This is a genomic window from Psychrobacter nivimaris, from assembly GCF_043419765.1.
Lineage (GTDB): Bacteria > Pseudomonadota > Gammaproteobacteria > Pseudomonadales > Moraxellaceae > Psychrobacter.
In genome coordinates, this window is record NZ_JBHOFX010000001.1 from 383,044 (window position 1) to 396,289 (window position 13,246).

Consider the following 13,246-nt stretch of genomic DNA (forward strand, 5'->3'; position numbering starts at 1 on the left):
TGCTTCATTGGTTAAGGTGATGATGTCACCTGCGGTACCAGTGCCGGTCACATTAAACCCAGCACCTGCTTCAATCGTATTGATAATGTCATCGCCTGTGACTGCATTGATGACAGGCGCATCAGCATCCGCGTCAGCATCAGCATCAGCATCAGCATCAGCATCAGCATCAGCATCAGCATCAGCATCAGCATCAGCATCGGCATCAGCATCAGCATCGGCATCAGCATCGGCGTCAGCATCGGCGTCAGCATCGGCATCAGCGTCGGCATCAGCGTCTGCATCAGCGTCTGCATCAGCGTCTGCATCAGCGTCTGCATCAGCGTCTGCATCGGCGTCTGCATCGGCATCGGCATCAGCATCGGCATCGGCATCGGCATCGGCGTCTGCATCGGCGTCTGCATCGGCATCGGCATCGGCATCAGCGTCGGCATCTGCATCGGCATCAGCGTCGGCATCAGCGTCGGCATCAGCGTCGGCATCTGCATCAGCGTCGGCATCGGCATCTGCATCTGCATCTGCATCTGCATCTGCATCAGCATCAGCATCAGCATCAGCATCACTATCATCGCCACTGCTAGAAAAAGCAGCGGATGCTAAACCTAGTCCTGCTAGACCCAATAACCATGGTGCAAGATTGTTTTCTTCACTATTTGTGAAACTTTGCCACCAAGTATTCGTTTGTACGTTCTCGCTAACTAATTGGTCCTGAACATCACTTCCTTGTAACTCATTTGCATAATCTACAATTTGACCTGTTTCAGTCGAATAATAGTGATAACTGCCGTCTTCAGCAATACCTACAATTGCACTGTCAATAGTATCGTAAAATTCTTTAATAATTAGATCAGGATTTACGCTTTCTCCTTCAAATGAAACATGAAGATCTTTGTCTACTCTTTTAGTAGCGATACTTTTTGGCGCGCGGCCTGCTGTTTCATCAAAAAACTCATAGTTTGTTTTGTCGATAGCTTGAATGACTGTGGGTTGGTTACTCTGGGTAAATACTTTGTGCTCAGTAATTGTTTGAATTTTATCATTTACTTTAACTGTGATAGTGCTCATAGGATCATCCTTGATTAATTAATTCTAAATACATATCAATCTAGAATAATGTTTTCGTTTATTAGTATTGTTTACATAATCTTTTATTAAAAAAACTACAGTATCATTTGTATAAAAAGTCGCTCTAAAATATCAATATATTTAATAAAACACATATTTAAATAAAATATTAGTTAAACCTTAATATCAATGTATAAGAAATAACAACCTCACATAATGATGCATTCTATCAACAAAAATCTAATTCACAAATAGTTTAGAGAACTTTTGTTACTTATTATTAGACTTTGTAAATATTCATTTTTTCGTTAGAAAATACTTGTATACGTTTCATAGCAAGCTACGGATATATTTTATGCTGTTACTTTTATAATAATATGCTAGGTTTATAGGTCAACAGAGTTTGTTTGCTTATTTGTAAATAATATTCTATTTTTCGAATATAATCTGATTTTAAAAGGTATATTATCTTTAGATTAACCTGTATAAATACGTTTCAGTAGTTAACCTTATAGATAACAAGTAGGTTTGATAAGAGAATAGAACTACAATGAATATTTTTTATAAACCAAGATTCTTTAGTAAATAGATAATAAAAATATAAATAATATTCATTCTCATCTATTATAGAAATAAATAGAATTTTTGATGGTAAAAAGACAAGATCAGCCAAAATCGCTATTTAAAAGCACTTTATCTAATTACTTAGGCTAATTTTCTAGAAGAAACTATTTGGAAGGTTAGAATTTTTCGAAGGCAGATAAAAAAAAGATGATACTTGGTATCTTTTTTTATGAAGTTCACACGAAAGTGAGTATTACTTATAATATATTACTTTTTTGAAGTGATAATTTGGTACGTCATGATTAAGAACTAGAGGTACCAAATTATTTTTATATTTTGTCTATACAATTAATAAGTGCTATTTAAGTTTCCTCAATGTCTAAACCGATGACATGATTAAGATGGCCAGTTTTTAAGTATATGGTCGCACCCTCCATCCCTGCTTTTATTTGTACGCTTTCATCTACCGGTAGGCGTATCCAGCTATTCTGCTGATATACCTGTCCACCCTCTATTAGCTCGCCTGCTACAACTAATATTTCTGCACCGCCATGGACTGTCTCGGTGAATAGCAACTCGCCTGCATCGATACGCTGTAGACTAACGTGCTCTAACCCATCGGAAAAAAGCGGGCAGATAGTACGACTACCTTGTTGCTGCCAATTAGCATCTTTATAAGTGTCGATAGCCACGTGCTGCGTTTCGTCAGACGACATTTGCCTCAATTTAACGAAAATGACAGCACCTTCGTCACTATAAGGTCGATGACCTGAAGACGGTGGATTACGTAGATACCAACCTGCTGGATAATGAGTGTCATCTGCAGAAAAAGTGCCTGACAATACCAATATCTCTTCGCCGCCTGGATGCAGATGATGCGGGAAGTAAGAGTTTGGCGCGTAACGCACAAGACTGGTAGCGCGAGCCTTCTCCGCGCCCACACGATCAAGCATCACACGCTCTACACCATTTTGTGGTGACTTAATCCATTGATGTGCTTCGGGGGCCAGTGAAGCACGTTGTGAAAAATCTGCATTGATAAGCATAAAGTATTCCAAAGGTATTAAATGATTAGGGCGTACCCACAATATAAGACTGAAGACACGCCCTAGACGATAAACACAAATATATGACGTTATTACCGCACGAGAATGACCGGCGATAACGTGCTAGCGATAATTTCTGTCGTTGTACTTCCGAGAAACAATTGCTGCCATTTCGAATGTCCGTACGCACCCACCACCATAATGTCGACATTGTTCTCTACCTGAAATTTTAGCAATCCATCCACCGCATCAGAAGCAGATAAGTGATGTGCTTCAACGACAAATCCTGCATCTTCTAACTGTGCGGCGGCGGCGCTCATACTTTGTTTGGCGGCGTCATTATGATTGCCCACCATCACGATGTGACCTTTTAAACCTTTTAATAGTGGACTTTTTGACACCATTCGTGCCGCTTTAATAGAAGTTTTACTACCATCAAAGGCAATCATATAAGAACTTGGCTCTTCAAATTTTTCTGAGCAAATCAATATAGGAATATCTGACCCGCGAGCGACTGTCTCGATCTGACTACCAATATTAATCCGACTGTTCTTATGATCCTCTCCGCGGCGTCCCATCACAATCGCACGATTTTCTTCTTTGAAATGCTCAATACTAGGAAGCAGTTTGCCATGGCGTTGATAAACGCGAACATTGACATCAGCGAAACTGCTTTGAATGTGGCTTTTGGCATCTTGTACCAACGCATTACTATAGCTGTTGACGACTTTTGCTCTTTGCTCATCCAACTGGGACAACTCTTCTAATAAAAACTGACGGCTGTTTATGCCTATAGCACCTGATAAATCTCGTCTGGTCGATGCTGGTATGTCACTGACATGCAATAATCCAACAGGTACGTTTAGTTTACTGGCATACCATGCTGCATAGTCACAAACCGATTCAGTCACTGCCGAGCCGTCAATACAGGCCAAAATGTGCTGTGATGTTGTCATAATCTGTCCTTAAATTAATTATTTAATCCTATACAGCTTGTTAGATCTAACCAAGCTATGCTCTTCGACTAGGGTATGTTTCATTTACCTTATAATAGTTACCCTTTTAAAAATTACCTTATTAAGTAAATTTACCCCTTCATTTGATAATAACCAATTTACACAGCTTCATCCAGCGATGTGTGCGACCCTTTTGCAATAATTGCAATTTGTTACTGACAGCATCGTGCATGGCTCACCGCAGACTGATACCTAGCTATATATAAAGTCTTATCATCGTCTGACCACATGCGCTAGCAAAGTTTGCTACAATGTATTTTTTAATATTTATGATTTCGGTATCGTTATTTAGGTGATTGGATTATGGCAAAAAATGCCCTACAGGCTCAATTATTAAAGGCTGGCTTGGTTGATAGCAAAAAGGCCAAGAAGATCAGCAAGCAAACGCAACATGCCAAGCGTACTGGTGACTCAGAAAGCGTCGAAGCAAAGAAAGCGCTGGCAGAGGCGCAAGCTCAAAAGCTAGAAAAGGATCAAAAGCTTAATCAAGAGAAACAGCGCGTATTGGAAGAGAAAGCATTAAAGGCCAATATTGTCCAAATGATTAAGCAGCATCAGATTACTGAGACAGAAGGTGAAGTTAGCTATCAGTTTGTCGATGAGTCCAAAGTAAAGAAAATCGCTATCACTCAGAAACTCTACGATCAAATCGTGGCCGGTCACGTGGTTATCACACGTTTGGAAGAGAGCTACGCGCTATTGCCTCGTCCATTGGCTGACCGTATCGATTCAAAAATGGAAGGCTTTATGGTTGTGTCAAACGACACTGCTGAGGAAACATTGGCAGAAGACGATCCGTATGCCGCTTATGTGATTCCAGATGACTTGATGTGGTAAGGCATTATTTTACTGCTGTTGGCTTTACTATAGTGTTATAAGCATTCCCTCAAAAGCCCTTTATGGAATTTACGTTCTATAAAGGGCTTTTTGCGTTTATACGGGTTATGCAAATCTTTATAGCGCAAAATAAACGTTAAATGTGTCGATAGACTCAATCAAACGTACACAAATCGGGCTTCTTTAACCTAACATTGCTGGTTTGGTTAAAGAAAGTAACCTAGTCATATAATTGCCAGAATATGGATATAATCAACTTGAACAGTTATTCAATAACCACTACAATGCGTTTTTAGTACATTTTGTGGTAATACTTTGTTTATTTTTGAGTAATCACTCAACATTGTTCATATTTTACCTGTGTTTGTTACCTGATAGTTCGGTGCCATCGTGCCCGTTTTATTTGCTTAATTTGTTCCAATTCACTTTTACTTTTTCTCAAAAAGAGATAATTCATGCCAAAACATTTGCCACTCTCACTATTGTTTCTTCGCCTTGGTGTTTTCATCGTGTTCTTCTTTTGGACACTCGACAAATTCGTAAACCCTGAGCATGCCGCCAATGTGTTTGCTAAATTCTACGCACTAGAAAACTTGGGCATCACTATTGTTTACCTGATTGGTAGCTTGCAAATTATTCTTATCTTCTCGTTTGTCATGGGTCTATTCAAAAAATGGACATACGGCATTATCTTATTACTACACGCCGCTTCTACTTTTGCCTCCTTTGGTCTTTACTTAACGCCTTTTGATAACTTGTTGTTCTTTGCCGCCTGGCCAATGCTGGCAGCCTGTTTGGCGCTATTCCTAATGAGAGACTATGACACCCTAACATTGGGTAAAAATACGTCTCCAGTATAAATGTCAGCGGCAGTGTTTATTGCTTAAGTAGTATAAATATCAGACAGCAAGACATAATTTATATACTATTAAGCCTGCCGACTTAAATTTTTTATCGTAGTTAGGCGATTTAGATGATTCGATTTGATCGCCACGTTACTCAACTATAATTACTTAGGTATTGTTACTTAAGTTTAGTTATTCAGATGATGAGTATTCTACTGTTTGAGTAATAACTACGATTTTAGCCTTCGCTCCCTTATTTGGCCGGATTTTCCATGATTAAAAGAATATTTTTAATACTATTAATATTGATATTAGCGGCAAGCTTTTTTTATTTTGACCTAAATCAATTATTGACGCTTGATGGCTTAAAAGGGTCGATGGCGCAATTTAATGAATACAAAGCGCAGTCACCGCTGTTGATTATCGGTGGGTTTTTCTTACTATATGTTGTCGTTACTGCCCTCTCCTTACCAGGCGCTGCGATTTTGACGCTAGCCGCGGGTGCGCTATTTGGTTTGGTTCAGGGCTTACTCGTTGCCTCATTTGCATCGAGTATTGGTGCGACCATTGCCTTCTTGGCATCGCGGTATTTACTGCGTGATACCATCAAACAGCGCTTTCCTGAGCGGTTGGCAGCTATTGATGCAGGTGTCGAAAAAGAAGGTGGATTTTATTTATTTACCTTACGTCTGGTACCCATATTTCCATTCTTTTTGATTAACCTACTGATGGGTGTGACGTCTATTAAAACATGGACTTACTACTGGGTCAGTCAAATCGGTATGCTGGCTGGGACGTTTGTCTTTGTCAATGCAGGGACACAGCTGGCACAGATAGACAGCTTATCAGGTATTTTATCTTTCAACTTAATTGTCTCGTTTGCGTTATTAGGTTTCTTCCCATTAATAGCAAAAGGAGTGTTGAACATGTTTAAAAAACGCCGTGTTTATAAAAACCATACCAAACCTAAAAAGTTCGATCGCAATATGATTGTGATTGGCGCAGGCGCTGGAGGATTGGTTACAAGCTACATTGCTGCTGCCGTCAAAGCAAAAGTCACGCTGATTGAAGCAGGTGAGATGGGTGGTGATTGTCTAAATTATGGCTGTGTACCTAGTAAGGCCATCATTAAAAGCGCAAAAATCGCTGATCAAATTCGCCATGGTGAAAACTACGGTCTAGAGAATACTGTACCGCAGTTTTCGTTCAAAAAAGTGATGGCACGCGTACAGCAAGTAGTGGCTGATATCGCACCGCACGATAGTGTTGAACGCTATACCAATCTGGGCGTCGATGTGGTCAAAGGATATGCCAAATTGATTGACCCATGGACAGTAGAAATTCAACTAAATGACGGCGGTATGCAAACCCTAACAGCGCGTACTATCGTGATCGCCACTGGCGCTCGCCCATTTGTACCACCTCTGCCAGGTATAGAAGAAACAGGTTACGTAACCAGCGACACGCTATGGACTAAGTTTGCTGAACTAGAAGAAGCTCCGAAAAAGCTAGTAGTACTGGGCGGTGGTCCAATCGGTAGCGAGCTTGCTCAAAGCTTTGCTCGATTGGGTTCTAATGTGACGCAAATTGAGATGAGCGATCGCATTATGGGTAAAGAAGACCTTGAAGTGTCTACCTTTGCTCACCAGTCGCTTACTGAAAGCGGTGTCAATATTTTGACCTCACATCAAGCAATGCGCTGCGAAATACGTGATGGTAAAAAATACATTATCGTCAAACACAATGAAACAGAAATCGATATCGAGTATGATGAGCTACTTTGTGCCGTTGGCCGTAGCGCACGCCTTGAAGGTTATGGTTTAGAGGCGCTAGGTATCGAAACCAATCGTACGATCGTAACTAATGAATATCTCGAGACGTTATATCCTAATATTTTTGCTGCAGGCGATATCGTTGGCCCATACCAGTTTACTCATGTTGCTGCCCATCAGGGTTGGTACGCCGCAGTGAATGGTTTATTTGGCAACCTGAAAAAGTTTAAAGTAGATTATCGCGTCATTCCTTGGGTTACGTTTATCGATCCCGAAGTCGCTCGTGTCGGTATCAACGAGCAAGAAGCCATTGATAAAGGCATCGATTACGAGATTACTCGTTTTGAGTTTGAAGAGCTCGATCGCGCCATTACGGATAGCGCGGCTAAAGGCTTTATCAAAGTCATTACGCCAAAAGGTAAAGACAAAATATTGGGTGTTACGGTAGTGTCTGAACATGCAGGTGACCTAATCGCTGAGTTTGTACTGGCCATGAAACATGGTCTGGGTCTCAATAAAATATTGGGCACCATTCATAGCTACCCTACTTGGGCAGAAGGCAACAAATACGCCGCTGGTGAGTGGAAACGTGCTCATGCCCCTGAGACCGTATTAAGCTGGTTAGAAAAATACCATACTTGGCGTCGCGGTTAATTAGTGATAGTTAGTTAATATCAGTTAATTAAGGGCAGTTTGCTGATCAACGTCATTAAATGATGCAATTAGCAGCAAAGTGTTAAAAGACTCCAATAAAGCTGGTTTAGATTTTGTGGTATCTGTTTGGTTTGACATGGCAGACTATAAAATCTTTACCAGCTTTACTAACATTTAAATCATAACGGAAACTTGAATGCGCGTTATTACCACTTTACCGATGCTCAAACGTCTTACGCGATATAGCACCTACGCTATGGTGATGAGCATTTGTATTGGTATATCAGCAAGCACAGCATCGCCAACTACTGCCAATATTAACCAAGACCTATCACCTTGGCAGCAGATAGAAGCCCAAGGCAGCAACCAAGATGTTTACTTTTATGCATGGGGCGGTGATCCGCAAATTAACGCCTATCTACAATGGGTCGCCGATCAAGTCGATGATAAATATAATATCAACTTAGTCCATGTCAAATTGAGCGATACCAGCGAAGCAGTCAGTCGTGTACTGGCAGAAAAATCTGCTCATAATGACGATCAAGGCAGTGTGGATCTCATCTGGATTAATGGTGCTAACTTTGCCACCATGAGTGAGAGCTCATTACTACTCAAGCAATGGGCAAACAAGCTGCCCAATTTTGCGTTGACTGATCCGGACAATAATCCAACCGTAAACTTTGACTTTGGTGTGCCGACCAACGGTATGGAAGCACCATGGGGACAAGCCTCTCTGACGTTTTATTATGACAGCTTATCGACCAGTAAACCGCCAACAACGCTAACTGAACTGACCACTTGGACAGCAAAAAACCCTGGCCGCTTTAGCTACCCAAAGCCGCCTGATTTTTTGGGTATGAGTTTCTTAAAATACGTCTTAGTTATGCTGCATGAGCAACAAGACGCTCAAACGGGTAAAAACACTAGCGCACAGCTCAACTTGCCTGCCACTGAAGAAAATGCCGCGCTCGTATTAGATCCGCTATGGGCGTTTTTGGATGACTTTCATCCAACCTTATGGCGTAAGGGCGAGCAGTTCGTGCAGACAGGTGCGCAGATGCGGCGCTTGGTCGATGATACGGAGCTGAGTCTCGCGTTTACCTTTTCAGCACCAGAGGTTCCTGCGGCCGTACAGCGCTATGACTTACCCCAGAGCATTCGCAGCTATGCCATGAGCGACGGCAGCTTAAGCAATACTCATTTTGTCGCCATTCCTTATAACGCTAGCCATCCTCAGGCGGCACAATTAGTAGCCAACTTTTTGATGAGTCCAGAAGCCCAAGCAAAAAAACAAACCCCTTCGGTATGGGGTGACAAAAGCGTACTGGTTCAGTCTACACTTAGCCCTGCACAACAAGCATTATTCAAAACCAAGCAGCCTCATCCAAGCGCTCTGCCCTTTGACAGTGTCAAACGCACGGTAAGCGAGCCGCATCCAAGTTGGGTAGAGGCCATTCAGCAAGGCTGGCAAGCACGTTATGGGGTGAGTCCATGAGCCACGGTTTTGATAAAATAACGAAAAAAGGTGATAGTCCTAGACCTATTACGCTTGAGAAAAAAGACCTGTTTACGCGTATCGTGTCTTTTAGTCCCAAACTCTTAATTCTTATATTAATATTACCGGTACTCTGTGGCCTCATCTGTGTACTACTGCCTGCCCTAAGCTGGCTTCCTGCCCTAGAAAAGACGACCTTGAATCTGCAAGGGTTTATAGACCTGTGGCAAACGCCTGGCATCATGCAGATGGCTGCATTAAGTCTTGCTACAGGACTTATCAGCACCCTACTCGCTTTTGTCATTGCCCTGATGATATTGGCCGCGTTTTTTAACAGTGTTTGGTTGCAGCGTATTGAGCATTTATTAAGCCCTATCTTGGTCATTCCTCATGCAGCTGCAGCCATTGCCGTTGGGTTTTTGATTGCGCCGTCTGGTATGTTTGCACGGCTCATCTCCCCATGGCTAACTGGTTGGGAGATGGCACCCGATGGTATGTTTCCGCATGATCCATACGGTATCAGTATCATCTTAGGCTTAACCTTAAAAGAGCTGCCGTTTTTATTATTAATGGCACTGGGCGCGCTTTCTCAGCCTGAGCTTGGCAAAAAATTGCGCCAACAATATACCGTTGCACTCAATTTAGGTTATTACCCAATTACTGCTTTCTTTAAAGTGGTCTTGCCCCTGTTATATCCTTTTCTACGTTTACCGATTTTGGCCGTGTTGGCCTATGCCAGTGCGAGCGTTGAGATGCCGTTGATATTGGGCCCTAACACACCACCAACGCTTGCTGTCTCTATCATACAATGGTTCAATGATGTTGATCTTACTCTACGTATTAAGGCATCAGCAGGCGCATTATTGCAGCTCGTACTGACAGCAGGTTTAGTCGCTTTTTGGCTGGGTGGCGAAAAAGCGATCAAAGCAATATTTAATGTTTCATCAGTCAATGGCAAACGTCATTATGCAGATACTATCTGGCAAAAAGTCACCGCTATACTTACCGTAGGCGTGATTGGTTTTATGCTACTGTCACTCGCTGGCCTTGTATTATGGGCATTTGCAGGATTTTGGCGGTTTCCGGCGATGCTACCAGAGCAATTCGTAATATTACACTTTCAAAGTGCCTTTACCCAAATGAGCACACCATTGGTCAATACGCTTAGCATTGGTGCCGTTAGTACTGCCTTTGCTGTTTTTCTGACTTTACTATGCTTGGAAGCTGAGCAACTGAGTGCTAAGCCATTGTCACACTTCACCAGTTTTATTATTTACTTACCGCTATTGGTGCCAAGTATCGCATTTCTATTCGGCTTGGTATGGTTACAGCAGTTGGCCAATCATCAATCAGAATTTTTTAACGTGGTATTCGCCCATCTTTTATTCGTGCTACCGTACGTGTTTTTATCATTGGCCAGTAGTTATCGACGCTTAGACTCACGTTTCGCTCATGTGGCCGCCAGCCTTGGTGCTGCACCAATGAAAGTATTTTTTCAGATAAAGCTGCCGCAGTTATTTGCCCCTATTTTAATTGCTATAGCGCTCGGTCTAGCGATCAGCTTTGGCCAGTACTTGCCAACTCTATTGGCGGGTGGCGGACGTATTGCCACTATCACAACAGAAGCAGTGACACTGGCAAATGGAGCCAGTAGGCGCACCAGTGCTGTCTATGCCATTATGCAAATGGCGCTACCGCTCATCGGTTTTATATTGGCTTGGGTGCTACCCAAATACTTCTTTAGAAGTGGCGCGCGGTAGCAAGCTGCTCATGAATAAGAACAGTTGTGAAAAGTATCAGCTATCGAAAACAGCCGTTATGAAAAAACTAGCTGCTAAAAATACTAAAATAATTAGTCATAGAAAACGCAAATAAAGGGTTCCTGATGCCATCATCTCTACAGATAAAAGACTTACAGCTGTTTCGTCAAAACGAGCAGTTATTGAGTATCAATGAGCACATCGCTGGTGGCGACATCCTAACCGTGATGGGCCCTTCTGGTAGTGGCAAATCCAGCTTACTAAACTGGCTAACAGGCACTTTGGCTAGCGATTTTACCGCGACTGGTACTGTCTGGCTAAACGATGAAAATGTGACTCACCTGCCTGCGCATTTGCGCCGGATTGGTGTTCTGTATCAAGACGCATTGCTGTTTTCGCATCTATCAGTCGCAGGCAACATTGCTTTTGCCATGCCAAAAGGAAATAAAAAACAGCGAGTTGAAAAAATAGCGCAGTCTTTAGCGCAAGTGGGCTTAGAAGGGATGGGAGATCGTCATCCTGACAATCTATCAGGTGGCCAACAAGCACGTGTCGCCCTACTACGCACGTTACTGAGTGAGCCCAAAGCGATACTACTTGATGAGCCGTTTAGCAAACTTGATACTCAATTAAGAATGGATACACGGCAATTGGTATTCGATCAGATTCGTACTCATAAGCTGCCTGCTATTATGGTCACGCACGACCAAAGCGACGCCGAAGCAGCCAATGGCAAAGTTATTTATGTAGGACGATAATTTTAAATATCAGAGTCAAATATCAACGCTAAAAACCCAATCAAAGTATCAAAATAAGCAAAATACAAAAGGCAGCTCGCATGTTAGACAAGTTTATTACGCCCGTTATCAAGCCACTGCTAACCCCAATAGTAGCGACATTGCATAAGCTCGGTATTACGGCTGATCAGCTCACGGTAGCTGGATTCTTGGTTGGTATGTTGGCATTACCACTCCTCGCGTTTGAGCTATGGTATGGCGCACTGGCAGTGATTATATTGAATCGTATTTTTGATGGGCTGGATGGCGCAATGGCACGCTATGCCCAGCAAAGCTCAAGCGCAGGCGGCTATTTAGATATCACCCTCGATTTTTTGTTTTATGCTGCGGTACCACTCGGGTTTATTTTGGCCAACCCTGCACAAAACGCTATTGCAGGTGCCTTGTTGTTAGCGGCATTTATTGGGACAGGTTCGAGCTTTTTGGCTTTTGCGATTTCTGCAGAAAAATTTCAATTAGATAAGCCTCAGTTTAAATATAAGAGCTTTTATTATCTCAACGGCCTCACCGAGGGCACCGAGACTATTGCTCTTTTTATTGCTCTTTGCATTTGGCCTCAGCATTTTGTGCTACTTGCTGGTATCTTTGCTACTGCCTGCGCTGTTACTATTTTTACTCGTATACATGGTGGATATCATACCCTCAAGCAGCTCGAATCTACCAAGTAAGCGTCTGAGATATACGCCGTATCAAAACCCAGTCATCATACCGCTAAGCATTTACCGAATCATCGAGTCGCAGTGCTTCTATAGATAAAGCCATATCTTCAGCAAGGGCGTGTACCGTCGAGCTCTCTATGTCACGCTGTGCAAAGGCACGCAGTCCCATGACTTCTGCCTGTAAGCGGCGACCAAGTCTAACCGGATCAAGCTCACTATCCATCTCACCGACATTCTGCGCTTCTCTAAAGCATTCTATAAATCGCGTCTCCATACCTGCCAGCAGCATTTCCACCTTGGTTAACGCTGTCTGCTCACGCGCGCCCAGCTCCAGTAAGCTTTTGACCAACATACAGGCTCGGCTCGGTAACGCCTTATCACGAATCCCACCAAGCTGACGTATATAAGCGGCCAGCCCTAATAAAGGCGTTTCATGATGGCTCAACACTCGCTCAAGCTCAGTCAATCCTAGACGCGCATAGTATTCTAGCGCTTCTTGAAACAGGCCTTCTTTATTACCGAAAGCGGCATAGATACTGCCTGGGCGCATATCGAGCGCTTGCTCGATATCTTTTAGAGACGTGGCATGAAAGCCCTTTTGCCAAAAAAGCTGTAGCGCACGCTCCAAGGCGTCATGACGGTTGTAAAGTGCGGTGCGTGACATAATGTGCCCCATTTAAAAAGCCGTGACCTCATATAGAAATGGGCACGGCTATAAAACTTGAATGATTGCTCA

At 42.7% G+C, this 13,246-nt stretch carries 11 protein-coding genes; 7 read left to right on the forward strand and 4 right to left on the reverse strand.

The window, feature by feature from the left end; translation table 11 throughout:
- From ACHEVO_RS01410 to ACHEVO_RS01420, 3 genes are all read right to left on the reverse strand, one after another.
- Nucleotides 1-1,065, reverse strand: a 1,065-nt coding sequence (locus ACHEVO_RS01410) for a hypothetical protein (protein ID WP_394123627.1), incomplete at its 3' end; no start/stop codon positions are given.
- 926 nt (nucleotides 1,066-1,991) lie between these two features.
- Complete coding sequence (locus ACHEVO_RS01415) at nucleotides 1,992-2,675, reverse strand: cupin domain-containing protein (RefSeq protein WP_394123628.1); 684 nt, start codon at nucleotides 2,673-2,675, stop codon at nucleotides 1,992-1,994.
- Between the two features lie 92 nt (nucleotides 2,676-2,767).
- Complete coding sequence (locus ACHEVO_RS01420) at nucleotides 2,768-3,631, reverse strand: universal stress protein (protein ID WP_057760594.1); 864 nt, start codon at nucleotides 3,629-3,631, stop codon at nucleotides 2,768-2,770.
- Nucleotides 3,632-3,994: 363 nt separating this feature from the next.
- Here ACHEVO_RS01420 and ACHEVO_RS01425 point away from each other — a divergent pair, with 363 nt between their 5' ends.
- The 7 genes from ACHEVO_RS01425 (at nucleotide 3,995) to ACHEVO_RS01455 (ending at nucleotide 12,519) form a co-directional block, all read left to right on the forward strand.
- On the forward strand, nucleotides 3,995-4,528 hold the full coding sequence (locus tag ACHEVO_RS01425) for a DUF2058 domain-containing protein (protein WP_394123629.1): 534 nt from the start codon (nucleotides 3,995-3,997) through the stop codon (nucleotides 4,526-4,528).
- Nucleotides 4,529-4,983: 455 nt separating this feature from the next.
- Nucleotides 4,984-5,388 (forward strand): hypothetical protein, encoded by a 405-nt coding sequence (locus ACHEVO_RS01430; protein WP_102078490.1) that lies wholly within the window; start codon nucleotides 4,984-4,986, stop codon nucleotides 5,386-5,388.
- Between the two features lie 362 nt (nucleotides 5,389-5,750).
- Complete coding sequence (locus ACHEVO_RS01435; protein WP_394123630.1) at nucleotides 5,751-7,799, forward strand: FAD-dependent oxidoreductase; 2,049 nt, start codon at nucleotides 5,751-5,753, stop codon at nucleotides 7,797-7,799.
- Between the two features lie 196 nt (nucleotides 7,800-7,995).
- Complete coding sequence (locus tag ACHEVO_RS01440) at nucleotides 7,996-9,294, forward strand: ABC transporter substrate-binding protein (protein WP_394123631.1); 1,299 nt, start codon at nucleotides 7,996-7,998, stop codon at nucleotides 9,292-9,294.
- Entirely contained in the window at nucleotides 9,291-11,054 is a 1,764-nt protein-coding gene (locus ACHEVO_RS01445; protein ID WP_394123632.1) for an ABC transporter permease, read from the forward strand. Before ACHEVO_RS01440 ends, ACHEVO_RS01445 begins: the two co-directional genes overlap by 4 nt.
- A 125-nt stretch (nucleotides 11,055-11,179) precedes the next feature.
- Nucleotides 11,180-11,812, forward strand: a complete 633-nt coding sequence (locus ACHEVO_RS01450; RefSeq protein WP_394123633.1) for an ATP-binding cassette domain-containing protein — start codon at nucleotides 11,180-11,182, stop codon at nucleotides 11,810-11,812.
- An 80-nt stretch (nucleotides 11,813-11,892) separates the two neighbouring features.
- Nucleotides 11,893-12,519, forward strand: a complete 627-nt coding sequence (locus ACHEVO_RS01455) for a CDP-alcohol phosphatidyltransferase family protein (protein ID WP_394123634.1) — start codon at nucleotides 11,893-11,895, stop codon at nucleotides 12,517-12,519.
- 43 nt (nucleotides 12,520-12,562) lie between these two features.
- On the opposite strand, the gene ACHEVO_RS01460 is transcribed toward ACHEVO_RS01455, so the two are convergent.
- Entirely contained in the window at nucleotides 12,563-13,174 is a 612-nt protein-coding gene (locus tag ACHEVO_RS01460) for a TetR/AcrR family transcriptional regulator (protein WP_394123635.1), read from the reverse strand.
- Nucleotides 13,175-13,246: the final 72 nt, after the last annotated feature.

Excerpts from the sequence above, each read along its gene's own strand:
- ACHEVO_RS01415 (WP_394123628.1), bottom strand. The coding sequence starts at position 2,675 with ATGCTTATCAATGCAGATTTTTCACAACGTGCTTCACTGGCCCCCGAA.
- ACHEVO_RS01420 (WP_057760594.1), bottom strand. The coding sequence starts at position 3,631 with ATGACAACATCACAGCACATTTTGGCCTGTATTGACGGCTCGGCAGTG.
- ACHEVO_RS01425 (WP_394123629.1), top strand. The coding sequence starts at position 3,995 with ATGGCAAAAAATGCCCTACAGGCTCAATTATTAAAGGCTGGCTTGGTT.
- ACHEVO_RS01430 (WP_102078490.1), top strand. The coding sequence starts at position 4,984 with ATGCCAAAACATTTGCCACTCTCACTATTGTTTCTTCGCCTTGGTGTT.
- ACHEVO_RS01435 (WP_394123630.1), top strand. The coding sequence starts at position 5,751 with ATGGCGCAATTTAATGAATACAAAGCGCAGTCACCGCTGTTGATTATC.
- ACHEVO_RS01440 (WP_394123631.1), top strand. The coding sequence starts at position 7,996 with ATGCGCGTTATTACCACTTTACCGATGCTCAAACGTCTTACGCGATAT.
- ACHEVO_RS01445 (WP_394123632.1), top strand. The coding sequence starts at position 9,291 with ATGAGCCACGGTTTTGATAAAATAACGAAAAAAGGTGATAGTCCTAGA.
- ACHEVO_RS01450 (WP_394123633.1), top strand. The coding sequence starts at position 11,180 with ATGCCATCATCTCTACAGATAAAAGACTTACAGCTGTTTCGTCAAAAC.
- ACHEVO_RS01455 (WP_394123634.1), top strand. The coding sequence starts at position 11,893 with ATGTTAGACAAGTTTATTACGCCCGTTATCAAGCCACTGCTAACCCCA.
- ACHEVO_RS01460 (WP_394123635.1), bottom strand. The coding sequence starts at position 13,174 with ATGTCACGCACCGCACTTTACAACCGTCATGACGCCTTGGAGCGTGCG.